General features: G+C 66.7%; 25 protein-coding genes. 12 read left to right on the top strand and 13 right to left on the bottom strand.

Going from position 1 to position 16,971, the window contains the following annotated elements; genetic code table 11:
* Positions 1 to 171 precede the first annotated feature (171 nt).
* The 4 genes from V6M37_RS14075 (at position 172) to V6M37_RS14060 (ending at position 3,682) form a co-directional block, all read left to right on the top strand.
* On the top strand, positions 172 to 960 hold the full coding sequence (locus V6M37_RS14075) for a (Fe-S)-binding protein (RefSeq protein WP_332674310.1): 789 nt from the start codon (positions 172 to 174) through the stop codon (positions 958 to 960).
* Complete coding sequence (locus V6M37_RS14070; RefSeq protein WP_332674308.1) at positions 960 to 2,366, top strand: LutB/LldF family L-lactate oxidation iron-sulfur protein; 1,407 nt, start codon at positions 960 to 962, stop codon at positions 2,364 to 2,366. Before V6M37_RS14075 ends, V6M37_RS14070 begins: the two co-directional genes overlap by 1 nt.
* Entirely contained in the window at positions 2,363 to 3,007 is a 645-nt protein-coding gene (locus V6M37_RS14065) for a LutC/YkgG family protein (RefSeq protein ID WP_332674306.1), read from the top strand. The genes V6M37_RS14070 and V6M37_RS14065 overlap by 4 nt, the downstream gene beginning before the upstream one ends.
* Positions 3,008 to 3,325: 318 nt before the next feature.
* Positions 3,326 to 3,682: a hypothetical protein gene (locus tag V6M37_RS14060; protein ID WP_332674304.1), complete on the top strand. Its 357-nt coding sequence runs from the start codon at positions 3,326 to 3,328 to the stop codon at positions 3,680 to 3,682.
* A gap of 107 nt (positions 3,683 to 3,789) precedes the next feature.
* On the opposite strand, the gene ampD is transcribed toward V6M37_RS14060, so the two are convergent.
* The 7 genes from ampD to V6M37_RS14025 form a co-directional block, all read right to left on the bottom strand.
* On the bottom strand, positions 3,790 to 4,335 hold the full coding sequence (gene ampD / locus V6M37_RS14055) for a 1,6-anhydro-N-acetylmuramyl-L-alanine amidase AmpD (RefSeq protein ID WP_332674301.1): 546 nt from the start codon (positions 4,333 to 4,335) through the stop codon (positions 3,790 to 3,792).
* The gene (locus V6M37_RS14050; protein WP_332674299.1) at positions 4,322 to 4,597 is read right to left on the bottom strand and encodes a type II toxin-antitoxin system RelE/ParE family toxin; all 276 of its coding nucleotides are present in this window, start codon (positions 4,595 to 4,597) and stop codon (positions 4,322 to 4,324) included. The genes ampD and V6M37_RS14050 overlap by 14 nt, the downstream gene beginning before the upstream one ends.
* A complete protein-coding gene (locus V6M37_RS14045) occupies positions 4,594 to 4,851 on the bottom strand; it encodes a hypothetical protein (RefSeq protein WP_332674297.1) in 258 nt (85 codons plus the stop codon). The genes V6M37_RS14050 and V6M37_RS14045 overlap by 4 nt, the downstream gene beginning before the upstream one ends.
* Before the next feature lie 119 nt (positions 4,852 to 4,970).
* Positions 4,971 to 5,423, bottom strand: coding sequence for a periplasmic heavy metal sensor (locus V6M37_RS14040; RefSeq protein ID WP_332674294.1), 453 nt, complete (start codon positions 5,421 to 5,423; stop codon positions 4,971 to 4,973).
* Positions 5,420 to 5,908 (bottom strand): zf-HC2 domain-containing protein, encoded by a 489-nt coding sequence (locus V6M37_RS14035; RefSeq protein ID WP_332674291.1) that lies wholly within the window; start codon positions 5,906 to 5,908, stop codon positions 5,420 to 5,422. Before V6M37_RS14035 ends, V6M37_RS14040 begins: the two co-directional genes overlap by 4 nt.
* Positions 5,905 to 6,471, bottom strand: a complete 567-nt coding sequence (locus tag V6M37_RS14030; RefSeq protein ID WP_332674288.1) for an RNA polymerase sigma factor — start codon at positions 6,469 to 6,471, stop codon at positions 5,905 to 5,907. Before V6M37_RS14030 ends, V6M37_RS14035 begins: the two co-directional genes overlap by 4 nt.
* 30 nt (positions 6,472 to 6,501) lie before the next feature.
* On the bottom strand, positions 6,502 to 6,978 hold the full coding sequence (locus V6M37_RS14025) for a hypothetical protein (RefSeq protein WP_332674286.1): 477 nt from the start codon (positions 6,976 to 6,978) through the stop codon (positions 6,502 to 6,504).
* A 273-nt stretch (positions 6,979 to 7,251) separates the two neighbouring features.
* On the opposite strand from V6M37_RS14025, the gene V6M37_RS14020 reads away from it, so the two are divergent.
* Together V6M37_RS14020 and V6M37_RS14015 are read left to right on the top strand one after the other, a co-directional pair.
* Entirely contained in the window at positions 7,252 to 7,746 is a 495-nt protein-coding gene (locus V6M37_RS14020) for a pilin (RefSeq protein WP_332674283.1), read from the top strand.
* A gap of 286 nt (positions 7,747 to 8,032) precedes the next feature.
* A complete protein-coding gene (locus tag V6M37_RS14015; RefSeq protein ID WP_332674280.1) occupies positions 8,033 to 8,386 on the top strand; it encodes a transposase in 354 nt (117 codons plus the stop codon).
* Here V6M37_RS14015 and V6M37_RS14010 read toward each other — a convergent pair.
* A complete protein-coding gene (locus tag V6M37_RS14010) occupies positions 8,308 to 8,613 on the bottom strand; it encodes a hypothetical protein (RefSeq protein WP_332674438.1) in 306 nt (101 codons plus the stop codon). The genes V6M37_RS14015 and V6M37_RS14010 overlap by 79 nt on opposite strands.
* On the opposite strand from V6M37_RS14010, the gene V6M37_RS14005 reads away from it, so the two are divergent.
* Together V6M37_RS14005 and V6M37_RS14000 are read left to right on the top strand one after the other, a co-directional pair.
* Positions 8,497 to 8,898 (top strand): transposase, encoded by a 402-nt coding sequence (locus V6M37_RS14005; RefSeq protein WP_332674426.1) that lies wholly within the window; start codon positions 8,497 to 8,499, stop codon positions 8,896 to 8,898. The genes V6M37_RS14010 and V6M37_RS14005 overlap by 117 nt on opposite strands.
* Positions 8,899 to 9,160: 262 nt before the next feature.
* On the top strand, positions 9,161 to 9,586 hold the full coding sequence (locus V6M37_RS14000; RefSeq protein ID WP_332674278.1) for a Wzy polymerase domain-containing protein: 426 nt from the start codon (positions 9,161 to 9,163) through the stop codon (positions 9,584 to 9,586).
* A gap of 131 nt (positions 9,587 to 9,717) precedes the next feature.
* Here V6M37_RS14000 and V6M37_RS13995 read toward each other — a convergent pair whose 3' ends face one another.
* Positions 9,718 to 10,233, bottom strand: a complete 516-nt coding sequence (locus V6M37_RS13995; protein WP_332674276.1) for an acyloxyacyl hydrolase — start codon at positions 10,231 to 10,233, stop codon at positions 9,718 to 9,720.
* 244 nt (positions 10,234 to 10,477) lie between these two features.
* On the opposite strand from V6M37_RS13995, the gene V6M37_RS13990 reads away from it, so the two are divergent.
* From V6M37_RS13990 to V6M37_RS13980, 3 genes are all read left to right on the top strand, one after another.
* The gene (locus tag V6M37_RS13990) at positions 10,478 to 10,672 is read left to right on the top strand and encodes a hypothetical protein (protein ID WP_332674274.1); all 195 of its coding nucleotides are present in this window, start codon (positions 10,478 to 10,480) and stop codon (positions 10,670 to 10,672) included.
* Between the two features lie 87 nt (positions 10,673 to 10,759).
* Entirely contained in the window at positions 10,760 to 11,014 is a 255-nt protein-coding gene (locus V6M37_RS13985; protein WP_332674272.1) for a type II toxin-antitoxin system Phd/YefM family antitoxin, read from the top strand.
* Positions 11,014 to 11,382 (top strand): type II toxin-antitoxin system VapC family toxin, encoded by a 369-nt coding sequence (locus V6M37_RS13980; protein ID WP_332674270.1) that lies wholly within the window; start codon positions 11,014 to 11,016, stop codon positions 11,380 to 11,382. The genes V6M37_RS13985 and V6M37_RS13980 overlap by 1 nt, the downstream gene beginning before the upstream one ends.
* 132 nt (positions 11,383 to 11,514) lie before the next feature.
* Here the strand turns inward: V6M37_RS13980 and V6M37_RS13975 are convergent, their stop codons facing one another.
* From V6M37_RS13975 to V6M37_RS13960, 4 genes are all read right to left on the bottom strand, one after another.
* Positions 11,515 to 12,885 carry a sigma-54-dependent transcriptional regulator gene (locus V6M37_RS13975; protein WP_332674269.1) on the bottom strand — a complete coding sequence of 457 codons (1,371 nt, stop codon included), beginning with the start codon at positions 12,883 to 12,885 and terminating at the stop codon, positions 11,515 to 11,517.
* A complete protein-coding gene (locus V6M37_RS13970) occupies positions 12,882 to 14,435 on the bottom strand; it encodes a sensor histidine kinase (protein ID WP_332674268.1) in 1,554 nt (517 codons plus the stop codon). Before V6M37_RS13970 ends, V6M37_RS13975 begins: the two co-directional genes overlap by 4 nt.
* Positions 14,436 to 14,442: 7 nt before the next feature.
* A complete protein-coding gene (locus V6M37_RS13965; RefSeq protein WP_332674267.1) occupies positions 14,443 to 14,685 on the bottom strand; it encodes a PP0621 family protein in 243 nt (80 codons plus the stop codon).
* Between the two features lie 167 nt (positions 14,686 to 14,852).
* Entirely contained in the window at positions 14,853 to 16,010 is a 1,158-nt protein-coding gene (locus V6M37_RS13960) for a pyridoxal phosphate-dependent aminotransferase (RefSeq protein ID WP_332674265.1), read from the bottom strand.
* Between the two features lie 209 nt (positions 16,011 to 16,219).
* On the opposite strand from V6M37_RS13960, the gene mtnA reads away from it, so the two are divergent.
* A partial coding sequence (gene mtnA / locus V6M37_RS13955; RefSeq protein ID WP_332674263.1) for an S-methyl-5-thioribose-1-phosphate isomerase occupies positions 16,220 to 16,971 on the top strand: 752 nt, incomplete at its 3' end.

Below are 16,971 nucleotides of genomic sequence, written 5' to 3'. Positions count from 1 at the left end.
GTTCCGGAGCGCGAAGCGCGGCAGTGTGCCACGGGAAAACCGCGATCTGCCCGCGATTTCCTTCCTGCTATCCTTGCGCGCGCAATGAATCGCGCCCCGCCGGCGGCCGGCAGATTGTCCCCCCCCCGCGCCGCGATCGCACCCGAATACGAACGACAACCGGAGACCTTCATGACCGATACGCCGACCCGCGGGCCACGCGTCGGACTGTTCGCAACCTGTCTGATGAACCTGTTCCGGCCGAACGTCGGCTTTGCGGCGATCAAGCTGCTCGAGGACGCCGGCTGCACGGTCGACGTGCCGGAGAGCCAGACCTGCTGCGGCCAGCCCGGCTACAACAGCGGCGACTACGACGCCGCACGGGCGCTCGCGCGCCAGGTCATCGACGCGTTCGAACCGTTCGACTATGTCGTCGGCCCGTCGGGGTCGTGCATGGCGACGATCCGCCATGACTACCCGAATCTGTTCGCCGACGATCCGAACTGGCTGCCGCGCGCGGAAAACCTGTCGAAGAAGAGCTTCGAGCTGATGTCCTTCCTGACCGATGTGCTCGGCGAGACGGCGCGGATCGACGCGCGCTTCGACGGCACCGCGACCTACCACGACTCCTGTTCCGGCCTGCGCGGCCTGGGCATCAAGGGCCAGCCGCGCGCGCTGCTCGGGGAGGTGTCGGGCCTGAAGATCAGGGAGATGGAGGACAGCGAAGTGTGCTGCGGCTTCGGCGGCACGTTCTGCGTGAAGTACCCGGAAATCTCCGAGAAGATGGTCGACGACAAGGTCCGCAACATCCTCGCGACCGGCGCGGGAACGGTCCTCGGCGGCGACCTCGGCTGCCTGATGAACATCGCCGGACGCCTGAAACGCATCAACGCGCCGGTCCAGGTCTTCCACGCCGCCGAAGTGCTCGCCGGCTTTGCCGACGGGGCCGGCATCGCCGACGCGCCGAAGGAGTCGCGCTGATGGAAATCCGCTCGAAGGAGTTCAAGGAACGCTCGGTCTTCGCGATCCACGACGCGAACCTGCAGACCGCGCTCGGCCGCGCGCGCTACGGCTTCGTCGGCAAGCGCGCGCTGCAGGTCGCCGACCTGCCCGAATTCGAGCAGTTGCGCGAGGAGGCGAAGGCCCTCAAGAACCACGTTCTCGACCACCTCGACCATTACCTCGAACGCTACGAAAAAGCGGTCGTCGCAGCCGGCGGCCACGTGCATTGGGCGCGCGACGCGGCCGAGGCGCGCGAGATCATCCTCGGCATCTGCCGTCGCGTCGACGCGAAGACGGTCACGAAAGGCAAGTCGATGGTCTCCGAGGAGATCGACCTCAACGACGCGCTCGTCGCCAACGGCATGGAAGTCGTCGAGACCGACCTCGGCGAATACATCATCCAGTTGGCGCACGAGCCGCCGTCGCACATCATCGCGCCGGCGGTGCACAAGACGAAGGACCAGGTGTCCGATCTCTTCGAAGCGGCGCACGGCGGGCCACGCAAGACCACGGTCCCGGAGCTCGTCGACGAGGCGCGGCGCGTGCTGCGCGACAAGTACTTCCGCGCCGACGTCGGCATCACCGGCGGCAACTTCCTCGTCGCCGAGACCGGCTCGTCGATCATCGTCACGAACGAAGGCAACGGCGACCTCACGCAGACGCTCGCGAAAGTGCATATCGTCACCTCCGGCATCGAGCGCGTCGTGCCGACGCTCGACGACGCGACGCTGTTCCTGCGCCTGCTCGCGCGCAGCGCGACGGGCCAGGAGACCGAGACCTACACGACGATCTCGACCGGGCCGCGCCGCGCCGACGACCTCGACGGCCCCGAGGAGTACCACGTCGTGCTCGTCGACAACGGTCGCTCGAAGATGCTCGCCGGCCGCTTCAAGGACATGCTGCGCTGCATCCGCTGCGGCGCGTGCATGAACCACTGCCCGGTGTACGGCGCGGTCGGCGGCCACGCCTACGGCTGGGTCTATCCCGGCCCGATGGGCTCGGTGCTGACGCCGCTGATCAAGGGGCTCGACGCCGCGTACGACCTGCCGAACGCCTGCACGCTGAACGGCCGCTGCCAGTCGGTGTGCCCGGTCAAGATCCCGCTGCCCGACTTGCTGCGCGAGCTGCGCCACGAGCAGCACCGGCAGGACATCACGCCGGTGATGCAGAAACGCGCGCTCGGCGTCTGGCGCTGGGTCGCGACGCGGCCGAAGCTCTATCACGCGATGGAGCAGTTCGCCGCGCGCGCGCTGTCGGGCCTCGCGAAACGCGGGCGGCTCCGCCGCCTGCCGCTCGCCGGCGGCTGGACCGACGTGCGCGACCTGCCGGCGCCGACCGGACGGACCTTTCTCGAACTGTGGCAAGGCAAGCGAGGCAAGAAATGAGCACCAGCGAAAACGCCCGTGAGGCGATCCTCCAGTCGGTTCGCAGCGCCTTGCGGCGCGATCCGCTCGACGGCGCGCGAATCGCGGCGCTCGACGCGCGCATGCCGGGCCACACGCGTCCGGCGCACGACGAAGACCTCGTCGCGCGCTTCATCCGCAAGTTCGAGAGCCGCGCGGGCACCGTCGAGCGCGTCGCGTCGCGGGACGCGGTGCCCGCCGCGGTCGAAGCGTATCGCGCGGCCCACACCTTGCCCGAGCGGGCCGCAGTCGGCGCCGGACTGAAGGAACTCGCGTGGCCCGAAGGCTGGCTGGTCCACTTTGATGCGGCCGGCATCACCGAAGCGCTCGCGGTCTCGCCGGCCTTCTGCGGCATCGCCGAAACCGGCAGCGTGATGCTCGCGTCCGGTCCGGACAGTCCGACGACGCACAACTTCGTCCCCGACGACCACGTCGTCGTCCTCGATGTGGACCGCATCGTCGACCACTTCGAGGACGCGTGGGACCTGCTGCGCGCCCGCCCGCAAGGCATGCCGCGCGCGACGAACATCGTCTCGGGCCCGTCACGCACCGCCGACGTCGAACAGACGATCCAGCTCGGCGCGCACGGACCGCGGCGGATGCACGTGATCCTCGTCGGCTGACGCGAAGGAGCAAACGCGGGCACGCGGCCCTTCGCGCCCGCAGCGGCAGGAAGTCGAGCGCTTCCGAGCGGTCGTGAGTCCTCGCAATGAAGCACGCCTGACGCACGCGGCGGCTGCGCTCGCGTGTCCGCCGTGCTTCACGCGACGAACGATAGCCGGCCCGCCGCCGCGGCTGCCGATCGCAGCGTGGGAAATCTACCCATATTCCCTTACAACTCCACGCCAACGATTCGTGTCGGCGTCGCGTTTAATCGGACAGGAGGACCGCCGAGGATGCCGACGGCAAGCGTCTAACCCGATTCGATAAGGAGAATCACGATGAAATCCCGCTCGCTCAACCTGCTCGCCGCGCTGATCGCGGGCGCCGCGATGATCACGGCCATCCCTGCCCACGCCGACCGCGACGGCTGGCGCGACCACGGTCGCGACGGCTGGCGCACGCACGACCGCGGCTGGGGCGACGACCACCGTCACGGGCACAAGAAGCACTGGAAGCACGCCGACCACGAACGCGTCGTGATCCGCGAACGCATCATCGAGCGCCGCCCGGTCGTGCGCGAATACCGCTACTACGAGCGGCCGTCGCACTTCTACGGCCCGGCGCCGGTGTATTCGCGCGACCCCGCCGTCGTCATCGGCGTCAGCGTGCCGCCGATCGTCATCCCGATCCGCTGAGCGGATACGCGCGGCGGTCCCGCAACCCTCCGGCCCATCCGGCCCGACAGGTCGGGGCAGCCAAACGCAATGCGGCGCGAACCGCAGGCGAAGGCCGGCGCGCCGCGCTACAGCAGCGCGCGCAACCGCGCCCAGTCGAAAAACGGCCCGGGATCGGTCTTGCGTCCCGGGGCGACGTCCGAATGGCCGACGACGTCGGCGATCGGATAATGCGCACGCAGCACGCGCACCAGCGCCGCGAGTCGCTCGTACTGCACGGGCTCGAACGGCTGCGTATCGCAGCCTTCGAGCTCGATGCCGATCGAGAAATCGTTACAACGTTCGCGCCCGCGCCACTGCGACTTGCCCGCGTGCCACGCGCGCTCGTCGGCCGACACGAACTGGATCAGCCGCCCGTCGCGGCGGATGAAGAAATGCGCCGACACGCGCAGATCGCAGATCGTCGCGTAATACGGATGCGCTTGCGGGTCGAGCCGGTTGCAGAACAGCTCCTCGACGCCCGGCCCCCCGAATTCGTCCGGCGGCAGGCTGATCGCGTGGACGACGATCAGCTCCGGACAGCACCCTTCCGGCCGCGCGTCGAAATTCGGCGAACCGCAGCGCTCGACGCCGTCGAGCCAGCCGGCGGTCACGAGTCCCTCAATAGACCGCATCGTGACTTCCGACATTCACCGGAATAACCTCGTGCTCGCGCAAGAGCAGTTCGATTGTGATCCGGCAGGACAAGTTGATCGACACTGAATGCAGCCCATCGAGCCGCCCTTCCAGCGCATGCAGACGCAGCGAAGGGTGAAAAGGGTTCGCTTCCAGCAGTTGCAGAGTCTTCAGATACTGCAGCTTCAACTCCGGATGCCGCTTCAGGAAGCGCGCCGCGCGCCGGTCGTATTGTTCGGTGAAGACGAGCGCGTAGCTCATCGCATTTTGTCGATACGCGCGACGTGGCTTTCAGCCGACTCCTTGACGTAGCGCCCCGCTTCCAGCTCCGCGCGCGTTTGCGCGAGGGCCGCTTCGAGCTCGCACTCCCGCAGGTAGTGATAATGAGCCAGGTCCATCACGACATACCGGTCCTTGCCGCGCACCGAAACAACCGCTTCCGGCTCCGCCGCCAGCGCGGCCTCGATCGCCGCGACTCCCTTCGTCTTCAGGTCGTTGGCACTGATACGCGACATGAATCGCTCCTCGTAAGTAACGTGCATTAGACCATGCGCCGAACCGCACGCTCCACCGCACGATCAATCGCGAGGACAGCCCCGCGGTAAATCGCGCCGCACCCCCCGCACGGCCCCGCTCACCGCGAATGCAGCTTCTCGAACGCCGACGACCCGCCCGGCTGGTCGAGCAGGAGCTGCGCGAGACGCACGCGTTGTGTCGGCGCGAGGATCTCGCGCTCCGCGAGCAGTTGTTCGATCAGCAGCCGCTGCTGCTCGGCCTGCACGCGCGCGATCGCGTCGCGCTCGGCTTCGAGCTTCGCCCGGTCGACGTCCTCGGCGAAGATCGCGCCGATCAGCGCGACGCGGTGGCGCTCGACTTCGGCGGACGCGGCGCCGAACTGCTGCACGAACGGGCGCTCGATCTCGTGCCAACGTCGGGTCTGGTCGGCGTCCAAGCCGAGGTACTCGTGCAGCGGCGCGCCGTCCTGTGACGCCGGCGCGCGAAACGCATTCATCCCGACCGCGACGACGACGCCGACGTTGACGAACAGCGACACCAGCAGCGCGACACGCAGGAGCGTGGGTTTCATTGGAATTCGGTCTCCGCAAGACAGGTTTCGGAAACGGCGCAAAGCGCGCCGGGAGGAAGCGGCGCGAATACTGCCATCGACGCGACACGCGGCGCCAGCGGGCGCGGCGGCGGCAACAGGTTCGACCCCAGGTAAAGCCCCAGCGTCAGCGCAACCGCGCCGCTCGCCGCGGGAAGCGCGAGCCAGCTCGCCCAGCGGTGGCGCAGTCCGCGCGGGCGATCGACGACACCCGGCCGCCGCGCGCCCTTCGCCGTCGCCTGTTGTGCGTTCAGCCGCGCTTCGATCACATCGCCGAGATCGAAGGCGGGCGTCTCCGGCGGCAACGCCGCGAACGCCGCGCTCAGCGCGCGCAAATCGTCGAGCGCCGCGGTGCACACCGGGCAGACGGCGACGTGGGCGGCGATCTCGGCCCGCTCGCCCGGTGCGAGCGCGTCGTCGATCAGCGCCGACAGCGCGACGTGACGCGGGCAAGTCTCGTTCGTCATCGCCCCTCCCCCGCTGTGCGCCGCAGGCGTTCGCTCAGCGCCGCCCGCGCCCGCGCGAGGCGCGACTTCACCGTACCTTCCTGCACGCCGAGCACCTCCGAGAGCTCGCCGTACGACAGACCCTCGATTTCCCGCAGCAGCAAAATCTCGCGCTGCTCGTCGGGAAGGCGCGCGAGCGCCGCCTCGAGCCGCGCCCGCCGCTGGCCTTCGGCAAACGCTTCCTCCGGCCCCGGCCGCAAATCGGCGACCGGCAGCGCGTCGTCGAGCGGCGCGAACTGCACGGACTGCCGCCGCCGCAGCGCATCGAGCGCCGCGTTGCGCGCGATCTGCAGCAGCCATGTGCCGAAGCGCGCGTCCGGCCGCCAGCCGGGCAGCGCCTGCCACGCCTTCATGAACGTGTCCTGGGTCAGGTCCATCGCCTCGTCGCGCATCCCGGTCATCCGCAGGATGAAGCCGAACACGCGGGCCTGGTGCCGCCGCACGAGCGACGCGAACGCGGCCGTGTCGCCCGCGACGGCGCGGGCGATCGAAGCGTCCTCTTCGAAAGTCGATTCACGGTCCATCCCCCGCCCGTCCGGCCGCTCCCGTCGCTGTCAGTGCACCGGCTTCCAGCCGGGATGGTCGAAATACTCGCCGTAACGGTTGAGCGCCGTGACGACCCCGCTCACGCCTTCGTCCCGCGCGACGCCCGCGCGCTTGCCGTTCAGCACCTCGACGCCGCCCGCTAGCTCCGCAATCACCCCGTGCAGCACCTCGTCGGCCGCCGGTTCGAGCCTGCAATTATCGACGATGTACGCGACCTGCGCCTCCACCGCGCCTGCGAGCGCCGCGTAGTCGCCGGCGCCGAACTTCCCGCGATGAATCGCCTCGGCATTCTTCTCGACCCTCGCACGAATCTCCGACATCCCCTGCCGCAGCGGCGCGTCGGTGCTCCACTTGCGCCCGTGGTCGAGCTTCATCGCCGCCGGCGCAGCGCCGTGGTTATGCTCCGGCGCCGCCGCCCCGACCAATCCCGCCCCGGCCGCCAGCGCCGCCGCAACGACGATCGTCTTCACGAATTTCCCGTTCATCTGCATCCTCTCCTTCGCTTCCGCCCCGACGATCGGCGCGGTCATGGGTGAAACGAACGGGGACGGAAGATGTTCCCGATATTTTCGACGGGGGCACGGAATCGCTTTTGTCATTTCTTGACATCGCGCCGCGCCGCGCCCGTCAGCTGTTGACGCAGTTCGCCGCGCCGGCGAGGGCGAATCCCTTCGGCGGCAAGGGATAAGCGAGCTGGCACGGCTGTTGCGTAGCTCCTGCCAAGCGGGTTATCCGTGGTTCAACTAAAGGGGTTCATCATGAAAAAGGTTCAACAAGGCTTTACGCTGATCGAACTGATGATCGTCGTGGCGATCATCGGGATTCTGGCGGCCGTCGCGCTGCCGGCGTATCAGGATTACACGGCGAGGGCTCAGGCGTCTGAAGGCATGACTCTGCTCGGAGGACTTAAGATTCCTACGTCGGAGGCGCTCTCGAACAACGTTCTGGCGCAAGCTTGCAGCACCGACGCCTCAGTGGACGACGACCCGGCCACTCCCGCTAATGAAGCGGTGCCCGCCGGTGCCCTGGCTGCGGAAAACAATCTGGTTCTCACTGGGAAGTACGTTGATTCGATCGCTGCATCCGTCGACGGCGCCAACTGCGCGCTGGAAGCGACCTTCAAAACCACGGGCGTTTCCGACAAGCTGAGCGGCAAGCTCCTTCGCTTTACGTACAACCCGGCAAATGGCAACTGGAACTGCACCTCCGACATGCCGGAAGCGATTCGTCCGAAGACCTGCTCTTCGATCTAATCGGAAACAGTAGAAATAGGGGACAGACCACGTTTTTCCCCTCCCCGAGAAATACGAGAAATAGGGGACAGACCACGTTTTCCCCCTCCCCGAAAGAGACCGCTGCGGCGGTCTTTTTCTTTTTCAGACGGGAAAACGTAAAAAAGGAAAACGGGGACAGACCAAAACTAAAAACGGGGACAGACCACATTTTTCCCATTCGGCCCGAAAGCCGCTAAATGCAAACGACATTAATCTAACGCTCCGATGGTATGGTTCGGATCTTTCCGCCCCTTTCGCCGCCCCTATGCCCCGGCGCGCCCGCGTTCTCATTCCCGGTGTTCCACTGCACCTGATCCACCGCGGCAAGAACCGATCCGCCTGCTTTTTCGGCGATCACGACTACCGCTTCTTTCTCGAGCAACTCGGCGAACAGGCCGTCGCGCACGGGTGTGCCCTTCATGCGTATTGCCTGATGACCAACCATGTCCACCTGCTGCTGACTCCCGAACGGGCGGACAGTGCGGGCAAGATGATGAAGGCCCTGGGGGAGCGTTACGTGCAGTACGTCAATCGCAGCTATCAGCGAAGCGGCACCCTCTGGGAGGAGAACCGAAATAGGGGACAGACCACGTTTTCCTCAACGCGCTCCACCATTTGATAAATGGATATGACATTCCTCGAGCGACCGGATGATATGGTTTCGTTCTTTCCGTTCATCTCGACCTGCCTATGCCACGACGCGCCCGCGTTCTCATCCCGGGGATTCCCCTGCACCTGATCCCGCGGGGCAATAATCGCTCGGCCTGCTTTTTCGGCGATCACGACTACCGCTTCTTTCTCGAGCAACTCGGCGAACAGGCCGTGGCGCACGGGTGCGCCCTTCATGCGTATTGCCTGATGACCAACCATGTCCACCTGCTACTGACTCCCCAACGGGCGGACAGTGCGGGCAACATGATGAAGGCCCTGGGGCAGCGTTACGTGCAGTACGTCAATCGCAGCTATCAGCGAAGCGGCACCCTCTGGGAGGGGCGTTTCCGCTCCTGTCCGATTCAGGACGAAAGGTACCTCCTCGCGTGTCACCGCTACATCGAACTCAATCCCGTCCGCGCCTGCATGGTCGACCATCCGGGCGAGTACCGTTGGTCGAGCTATCGGGCAAACGCATAGGGAGAGCCTGACGCACTCCTCACCCCGCACACGCTCTACGCGGCTTTGGAAAGCAATGAAACGCCATGCCATGAGGCTTACGGGGAGTTATTCCGTCACGCGCTGGCGCCGGGGATCGTAGATGAGATTCGCGGCGCCACCAACGGGAATTTTGCGCTGGCGCATCCGCGCTTCGCCGCCGAAATCGAACAGACACCCGGGCGGCGAGTCGTGCGCGGACGGCCGGGACGGCCGCGGAAAGCGGTGGGCCGGACGACAGGCAATGGGCGAGGCGCCCGGTGACGAAGCAAACGCCCTCTGCTCTGTGTCGCAATCGGAAAACGTGGTCTGTCCCCGTTTTCTACAAGCTGCTGGCTTGGAATCTCGAACGCTGCCTGATGAAGCAACGCCAGTAACACTTCTCACCCAACTTGAAGAATTTGCGCGCTTTGCAAGAACTGAGGCACAAGAAAAAATGTCTCCAAGCGAACTGACGCGGTTGGAACACGTCGCTCACCGCTATCCGTATCCACCTGCGCTCTTTCGTTATGCCCTCGCCCTTGGCCTGAATCATAAATATGAAGAGGCCGAGGTCGAACTGCTCCGGCTTAAGAAATTGCATCCAATCGCCCGGATGGATGAAGCGCGCGAGGGTTGGGCAACGTTAACAAAACGATATCCCCAATTATCAAACGTTGTGGTGCCCTGACCCCCGCATCATCGAACCAGACCGCTACGGCGGTCTTCTTTTTTCCTACCGGCGCGACGAGTTCCCCGCCGAAACAGGAAAAAAAACGACTCAAGACGTCGCCGACCCGAATTGTTCCATCTTTATATTTTTCAAAAACGGAAACGGTAATGGAGGGTATACGTCTCGACCCCGTCGTTCGGCTGCCTTATACCGGCGTTGGAATAGTGGATCACTCGCAGGCCGAGTTCCTGGTCGGCGAAGCGGACGCCGAAGCCGAGGCGGTCTTCGAACTGGAAGGACGAGCCTAGCTGGTTGTCTTCGACCTCAGTGCTGCTGAAGGCCGCGACGCCGATGCCCGCCTCGATGTAGGGTCTGAACTTCTCGCCGGTGAATTCATAGACGAATACCGGGCTGAACGACAGGCTGTGGTTCGCGGCGGTTTCGTCGCCCTCCCAGTACGTGTAAGCGGCATCCCAGTAACCGCCGAGATGGCCGCTGCTGCTCTCCAGCCAACGGCTGCCGAAGTCGGCCTGAGTCCCGATTCGATAGACCGTGGTCGAATCGCCGGTGCGGCCGAGAGCGAAAGTCACATCGGCCGCCTGTGCGACGCCGATGCCCGCCACGCAGAAAGATGCAAGCGCGGCCGCCGAAATTATCTTGTTCATCGAAATACCCTTTTCTTGTTTGTGACGTACCCGCTGTTGAGGCGACACAAAGTCTAGGGACGGGAATTTTCGCGGAACTTGATGGACATCAAACGTCCGAACTATTTGAATCCACAAGATAAATAGGGAAATAGAAGACGCACGAAGCGAAAAGATCCGGGACCGACACCTTTTTCCAGGCGCACCGAGAGCCGCGAAGGAGGGCGGCCTGGACGACCGCGGAAAGCCGTAGAGACGACAGGCGATGCTGGCTGGCCCGGGCGAAGAAAAGGCGGGCGCCGAAAAAATGGTGGACTCCCCGTCGTTCTGCTCATCGAAACGCCCGCTGCTGCCGGACTGCTTGCGCGCTCTGAAACGCTTCCACCAGCCCCTGGTGATCCACAATCCGGCGCACCAGCACGACCGACTCGCCGCCGTTGCACACCGCGGACAGCACTGAACCGGCGCAGACCAATGGATCCTCAGTGGCCTGTCCACGATTTCCTGACTAACATATAGCTAACTATACAAAACGTTCGAACTAGCTATGTACAGCGTGCCGATATACGACGCCAAGAACCGCTTTTCCGAGTTGGTTGCCGCGGTCGAACGCGGGGACGAGGTGTCGATTACTCGACGCGGCGTTCCCGTCGCGAAACTGGTTGCGGCGTCCGCCGATGAAGCGGATGCCGACGCGCGGCGCGCCCGCGTGGCCGCGGCGCTGGCGACGCTGCGAAAGTTGCGGGAGCGCGTCGAACTCGAGGGAAATTTGAAGGAAATCGCCCGCGCGGGGCTCGACTGATGCCGTTCGTCATCGACAACTCGGTGATCTGCGGCTGGTTTATGGGCAACCAGGCGACCGCGTACAGCGACGCGATCGGCGACCGCCTGCTCGGCGACCGTTGCGTCGCTCCCGTGCTACTGCAACTCGAATTCGCGAATGTCTTGCGCGCGGCTTGCAAGCGCCGGCGGATGGGGATCGAGGATGCGCGAACGGCGGTCGATCAGATCGAATTGCTTCCGATTGACATTGACCGCGAAATGCCCCGGACCGGGGGCGATTTTGTCGCTGGCGCTGCGTTACGACTTGTCGAGCTACGACGCGGCCTATCTCGAACTCGCACTACGGAAGCAACTACCGATCGCAACGCAAGACGAAGCGCTCCGTGAGGCAGCGTGGGCGGCCGGCGTGGGCGTGGTTCGGGAGAAGTAGCGGAGAACAATCCGCGCCCGCGAAGCGAAGTCGATACTTGTCAGCGCGCCCACCACGATTGTTCGGCACCGAGACGGCCTGGTAACCCGTTACTCCATCCCCCACTTCTCCAAGCGATAGCGCAACTGCCGCAGCGTCATACCGAGGCGCCGAGCGGCTTCTGAGCGATTCCAGCGGGTGTCGTCGAGCATGCGCAGGACGCGGGCGCGCTCAGCGTCTTCGTCGCCCTCCAGCTCGTCCTGCGGGCGGTGGGCACCGAGGGCGGTCGGTGCAGGGCGGAGGGGTTCGGGCCGCTGCAGTGCGACGTCGTCGACACCGATCTCGTCGCCGTCGCACAGTGCGCAGGCGCGTTCGAGAAGGTTTTCGAGTTCGCGCACGTTGCCCGGGAAAGGGTGCTGCTGCAGCGCGGCGGTGGCGCCCGGGCTCAGGCGCCGGGGCGCGGCGCCTTCGCGTTCGGCGAGTCGCGCGAGGATGTGCGCCGCGAGATCCGGGATGTCCTCCGGTCGTTCGCGCAGCGGCGGCACCCGCAGCGTGATGACGTTGATGCGGAAATAGAGATCCTGGCGGAACTTGCCTTCGGCGACGAGCTGCGCGAGGTCACGGTGCGACGCCGACAGGATGCGCACATCGACCGATTCCTCGGTGTGCGCGCCGACCGAACGCACTGCGCGTTCCTGGATCGCGCGCAGGAGCTTGACCTGCATCGCGAGCGGCAGGTCGGCGACTTCGTCGAGGAACAGCGTGCCGCCGCGCGCCGCCTGGAACAGGCCGTCCTTGTCGGCGACCGCACCGGTGAAGCTGCCCTTGCGATGGCCGAAGAACTCGCTTTCCATCAGCTCCGGGGAGATCGCGCCGCAGTTGACCGGCACGAACGGCGCCGCGGCCCGCGGCCCCATTTCATGGATCAGCCGCGCGGTCACTTCCTTGCCGGTGCCCGATTCGCCCTGGATGAAGACCGGCGCCTGGTTGCGCGCGAGCTTGGCGACCTGCGCGCGCAGTTGCGCGAGCGCGGTGGAGTCGCCGACGAGGCTGCGGCCTGCTTCGCCGGCCGCCGCGCGCGCCGGCGGTTCGAGTTTCAGCGCGTGGTTGACGAGTTCGCGCAACGCCTTGAGTTCGACTGGTTTCGTCACGAAGTCGAATGCGCCGGCTTTCAGCGCGCGGATCGCCGTTTCGATGCTGCCGTAGGCAGTGATCACCGCGACCGGCAGGCCGGGAAAATTCGCCTGAATGTCGGCGACGAGTTCAAGGCCGTCGCCGTCGGGCAGCCGCATGTCGGTCAGGCACAGGCGGTACGCCTTTTCGCCAAGCAGGCGGCGCGCGTCGGCGAGCGTCCCCGCGGTGTCGGATGCGAGACCCATGCGCAGCAGCGACAGTTCGAGCACTTCGCGGATGTCTTCCTCGTCGTCGACGATGAGGACGTCAGTGCCGCGCGGGCGCTGCCGCCGTTCGGGTTGGTTCATGGCTGACTCCGTCCGGTGAGCACGAAGTGGGCGCCGGGCGCGTTGTCGCGCAGTTCGAGCGTCGCGCCGTTGGCTTCGGCGAGCTCGCGCGCAATGTAGAGACCCAGCCCGGTGCCCTTCGGGTGCGTCGTGAAGAAGGGTTCGAAGACGCGCGCGCGCTCGCTTTCGGCGATGCCGGGGCCGTCGTCGACGACATGCAGCGCCGTCTGCCCGTTCGCCTCGCGCGTCGAGAAGATACGCACCGAATCGGCTCCGCCTGATGCGTAACGGCGCGCGTTGCCGAGGAGGTTGTCGAGAATCTGGTGCAGGTGCGCGCGGTCGATCGCGAGCGTTGCGTCGGCGGCGATGTCGATGCCGAACACCTTGCGCTCGCTGTCGCCGCCGAGGGCGAACTCCTCGACGAGGCTCGCGACGAACGGCGCCAGCACGAGCGCCTCGGGCAGCGTTTCCCCGCGGCGTCCGAGCGCGAGCACGTCGCGGATCATGCGTTCGATGCGCCGCGCGTTGTCGTTGATGATCCGCACGAGCCGCACCTGCACGTCGCCGCGCTTCTCCTCGGTCAGCAACTCGGCGGCCTGCGTGACCGCCGCGAGCGGGTTGCGGATCTCGTGCGCCATGCTCGCGGTGAGGCGGCCGAGCGCGGCGAGCTTGAGCTGCTGGACGTGCGTCTGGATTTCTTCGAAATCGGTCAGGTAGATCAGCGTGTCGCCGTCGGTCCCGTTCGCGTCGGCGCCGACCGCACGGCAGCGCAGCAACTTGCCCGATGCGCCGAGGCGCTGCAGCGTGCCTTCAGCGCCGGCGCAGCGCGTGCGGCAATCCGCGAAAGCCGGGTCGATGTCGGTGAGCGTCCGTCCCTCGATCGCGGCGCAGCCCAGCAATTCCCGCGCGCGCGGGTTCGCGTGGGTGACGCGTCCGTCGCTGCCGAGCACGACGACCCCGTCCTGCATGTCGCGAATGATGCGTTCATTGACTGCCTGCTGTTTCGCGAGCGCTTCGCCGCGCTGCGCCGCGAGCGACTCGTTCGCCTTCGCGCGCAGCGCGAGCAGCCGGGCGGTGATCGCGATACCGAAGAAGCCGATGCAGACGAAGCCGACCTGCAGGAAGTCCGCCGACGAGCCGCCGCTGTAATAGCGCCACGCATTCTCCGCGAGCACGGCGACGGTCGCGAGCGACGCGAAGAACAGCACCATCCGCCCGTCGGCGACGAGACCGGCGCCAGCGAGGATCACCATCATCAGCACTGGCATGCCGCTGCGATAACCGCCGCTCGCCCACATCAGCACCGTGAGCACGACGATGTCGATGACGATCTGGATCGTGATCAGGCGCTCGAGCCCGAGGGCGCGCGCCGCGTCGGGAAAACCGAGGGCGAGCACCGCGCCGCCGTACGCGAGTGCCGTGCCGACGAAGAGGTTCGGCGCCGCCTCGCCGAGATTGAGCTCGCGCCCGGCGACGAGAAAGAGGCCCGCGACGACGAGACGGAAGAAGTTCAGGTAGCGCAGCGGCACCCAGCGGGACGGGTCGAGTTCGGGCAGCGCCGCGTCGCGCATCGCCGGTTCAGCGCCGCACGCCGAGGCGCCGGTGTTCCTCGCAGCAGAAGAAATCCTCGCCGTCGCGCACCCCTTCGCTCTCGGGGACGTGCAGGCCGCAATGCGCGCAGCCAAGCATCCGCTCGGGCTCGGCGGAACGCGACCGCTTTTCCCCACCCGCGCCGGGCCTGCTGCGGTCGAAGCGCGTCAGTGCGCGACGCACCCACCAGATGGCGATCAGGACGAGGACGAAGATCAGTAGACTGCGCACGGGCGAAGGATCGGCGAGGAATCGAGGCGGCGGAAGTTTAGCACGCGCGTTTGCCGCGACTGCCCGCCGTCAGGTCGCGGCTCTCGAACTTGCAGCCGGCACTGCAGACAGCCGGTTCGGACCATTGCCTGCGTCCCCATGCCCGGCCGTAACCTATCGACAAGGCGTTACACGCGGCACAGCCGCTCGCACGCCGCGGCCAGCGTGTCCTCGTTCTTCGCGAAGCAGAAGCGGATCACGCGGTCGTCGTGCGCGTCGGAAAAGAACGCCGAGACCGGGATCGCGGCGACGCCGGTGTCGCGGGTCAGCCGTTCGACGAACGCGACGTCGGACTCGTCCGAGATCGCCGCATAGCGCGCGAGCTGGAAATACGTGCCGTGCGAGTCGAGGAGCTCGAAGCGCGAGACGGCGAGCCGGTCCCTGAAGAAATCGCGCTTCGCCGCGTAGAACGCCGCGAGCCCCTCGTGGCGCGACGCGTCGGCCATGTAGTCGGCGAGCGCGAACTGCACCGGTGTGTTCACCGTGAAGACGTTGAACTGGTGCACCTTGCGGAACTCGGCCGTCAGCTCGCGCGGCGCGACGACGTAGCCGACTTTCCAGCCGGTGATGTGATAGGTCTTGCCGAAGCTCGACACGATGACGCTGCGCGCGGCGAGCTCGGGGTGGCGAGCGCAGCTCTCGTGCCGGCGGCCGTCGAAGACGATGTGCTCGTAGACTTCGTCCGAGACGACGACGATGCCGGTGCCGCGGGTCAGCGCAGCGAGCCTCGTCATGTCCTCGGCCGACCACACCGTCGCGGTCGGGTTGTGCGGACTGTTGATCATGATCATCCGCGTGCGCGGCGTGATCGCCGCGGCGACCGCATCCCAGTCCGGGCGGTAGTCGGGGGCGGCGAGCCGCAGCCGCACGACGCGTCCGCCCTGCAGCTCGATCGCCGGCGCGTAGCAGTCGTACACCGGCTCGAAGACGATGACTTCGTCGCCCGGGTGCACGAGCGCGGCGACCGCGGTGAACAGCGCCTGGGTCGCACCGGCCGTCACGGTGATCTCGGTGTCGGGGTCGTAGGTCGTGCCGTACAGGTCGGCTACCTTGCGCGCGATCGCTTCCCGCAGCGGCGCGACGCCCCCCATCGGCGCGTACTGGTTCCAGCCCGCGCGCATCCAGTGCGCAACCCGCTCGAACAGCGCGTCCTCGGCGTGGAAGTCCGGAAAGCCCTGCGACAGGTTGATCGCACCGCATTCCTGCGCGAGCCGGGACATCACCGTGAAGATCGTCGTGCCGACGTTCGGCAGGCGGGATTCGATGCGGGCGGGGAAGCTGGGCATGGCGGCAGCGACAGGATCGGAATGCGGGGCATTCTGGCAGAGCGCCGGTCGAAGGCCAATTGCGCGGACGCGCCCCAGCCGATGCGTCCCGGCCCCTGTCGTTCGGGTTCCCGTGGGGGTCCGGGCGCGACCCAGCCGCGCGAGCGGATTTCCGCGCCGGCATTCGAACCCTCGCTGCGTCGCCGGGACAAAGGACTAAAATGCGCGCCATGTTTACTCAGCCCATCCCCACCGTCGTCCGCGATGGCGACGCTGTCGTCATCCTCGACCAGACGCTGCTGCCGTACCGCACCGAGCAGCGCGTCCTCGCCTCGCTCGCCGATGTTGCCACCGCGATCCGCTCGATGCAGGTCCGCGGCGCGCCGCTGATCGGCGCCACGGCGGCGTTCGGCGTCGCGATCGCGCTCGTGAGCGACCGCAGCGATGCGCAGCTCGACCGCGCGTTGACGACGCTCGCGGCGACGCGCCCGACCGCGGTCAACCTGCACTGGGCGCTCGCGCGCATGGACGCGACACTGCGGCCGCTGCCCGAATCCGCCCGCGGCGACGCGGCCTGGGCCGAAGCCGAAGCAATTCGCGAAGCCGACGCGGACACCTGCGCCGCGATCGGCGAGCACGGCGTCGCGCTGATCGAAGAGGTCGTCGCCCGGCGCAACGGCCCGGTCCGCGTGATGACGCATTGCAACGCCGGCTGGCTTGCGACCTGCGGCGCTGGCACGGCGCTCGCGCCGGTCTATCGGGCGCACGCAAAGGGCATCGCCGTGCATGTCTGGGTCAGCGAAACGCGGCCGCGCAACCAGGGCCTGCTGACGGCGTGGGAGCTGCGCGAAGCCGGCGTGCCGCACAGCCTGATCGCCGACAACGCCGCCGGCATCCTGCTCGCGCGCGGCGAAGTCGACCTCGTGATCACCGGCGCCGACCGCGTCGCCGCGAACGGCGACTCGGCGAACAAGGTCGGCAC

This window comes from Aromatoleum sp. (genome assembly GCF_036675785.1).
In the GTDB taxonomy this organism is placed as follows: Bacteria; Pseudomonadota; Gammaproteobacteria; order Burkholderiales; family Rhodocyclaceae; genus Aromatoleum.
Note: the sequence above shows the minus strand (reverse complement) of the source record. Positions and strands in the feature narration are given on the sequence as shown.

Excerpts from the sequence above, each read along its gene's own strand:
- V6M37_RS14075 (WP_332674310.1), top strand. The coding sequence starts at position 172 with ATGACCGATACGCCGACCCGCGGGCCACGCGTCGGACTGTTCGCAACC.
- V6M37_RS14070 (WP_332674308.1), top strand. The coding sequence starts at position 960 with ATGGAAATCCGCTCGAAGGAGTTCAAGGAACGCTCGGTCTTCGCGATC.
- V6M37_RS14065 (WP_332674306.1), top strand. The coding sequence starts at position 2,363 with ATGAGCACCAGCGAAAACGCCCGTGAGGCGATCCTCCAGTCGGTTCGC.
- V6M37_RS14060 (WP_332674304.1), top strand. The coding sequence starts at position 3,326 with ATGAAATCCCGCTCGCTCAACCTGCTCGCCGCGCTGATCGCGGGCGCC.
- ampD (WP_332674301.1), bottom strand. The coding sequence starts at position 4,335 with ATGCGGTCTATTGAGGGACTCGTGACCGCCGGCTGGCTCGACGGCGTC.
- V6M37_RS14050 (WP_332674299.1), bottom strand. The coding sequence starts at position 4,597 with ATGAGCTACGCGCTCGTCTTCACCGAACAATACGACCGGCGCGCGGCG.
- V6M37_RS14045 (WP_332674297.1), bottom strand. The coding sequence starts at position 4,851 with ATGTCGCGTATCAGTGCCAACGACCTGAAGACGAAGGGAGTCGCGGCG.
- V6M37_RS14040 (WP_332674294.1), bottom strand. The coding sequence starts at position 5,423 with ATGAAACCCACGCTCCTGCGTGTCGCGCTGCTGGTGTCGCTGTTCGTC.
- V6M37_RS14035 (WP_332674291.1), bottom strand. The coding sequence starts at position 5,908 with ATGACGAACGAGACTTGCCCGCGTCACGTCGCGCTGTCGGCGCTGATC.
- V6M37_RS14030 (WP_332674288.1), bottom strand. The coding sequence starts at position 6,471 with ATGGACCGTGAATCGACTTTCGAAGAGGACGCTTCGATCGCCCGCGCC.
- V6M37_RS14025 (WP_332674286.1), bottom strand. The coding sequence starts at position 6,978 with ATGAACGGGAAATTCGTGAAGACGATCGTCGTTGCGGCGGCGCTGGCG.
- V6M37_RS14020 (WP_332674283.1), top strand. The coding sequence starts at position 7,252 with ATGAAAAAGGTTCAACAAGGCTTTACGCTGATCGAACTGATGATCGTC.
- V6M37_RS14015 (WP_332674280.1), top strand. The coding sequence starts at position 8,033 with ATGCCCCGGCGCGCCCGCGTTCTCATTCCCGGTGTTCCACTGCACCTG.
- V6M37_RS14010 (WP_332674438.1), bottom strand. The coding sequence starts at position 8,613 with ATGAAGGGCGCACCCGTGCGCCACGGCCTGTTCGCCGAGTTGCTCGAG.
- V6M37_RS14000 (WP_332674278.1), top strand. The coding sequence starts at position 9,161 with ATGGGCGAGGCGCCCGGTGACGAAGCAAACGCCCTCTGCTCTGTGTCG.
- V6M37_RS13995 (WP_332674276.1), bottom strand. The coding sequence starts at position 10,233 with ATGAACAAGATAATTTCGGCGGCCGCGCTTGCATCTTTCTGCGTGGCG.
- V6M37_RS13990 (WP_332674274.1), top strand. The coding sequence starts at position 10,478 with ATGCTGGCTGGCCCGGGCGAAGAAAAGGCGGGCGCCGAAAAAATGGTG.
- V6M37_RS13985 (WP_332674272.1), top strand. The coding sequence starts at position 10,760 with ATGTACAGCGTGCCGATATACGACGCCAAGAACCGCTTTTCCGAGTTG.
- V6M37_RS13980 (WP_332674270.1), top strand. The coding sequence starts at position 11,014 with ATGCCGTTCGTCATCGACAACTCGGTGATCTGCGGCTGGTTTATGGGC.
- V6M37_RS13975 (WP_332674269.1), bottom strand. The coding sequence starts at position 12,885 with ATGAACCAACCCGAACGGCGGCAGCGCCCGCGCGGCACTGACGTCCTC.
- V6M37_RS13970 (WP_332674268.1), bottom strand. The coding sequence starts at position 14,435 with ATGCGCGACGCGGCGCTGCCCGAACTCGACCCGTCCCGCTGGGTGCCG.
- V6M37_RS13960 (WP_332674265.1), bottom strand. The coding sequence starts at position 16,010 with ATGCCCAGCTTCCCCGCCCGCATCGAATCCCGCCTGCCGAACGTCGGC.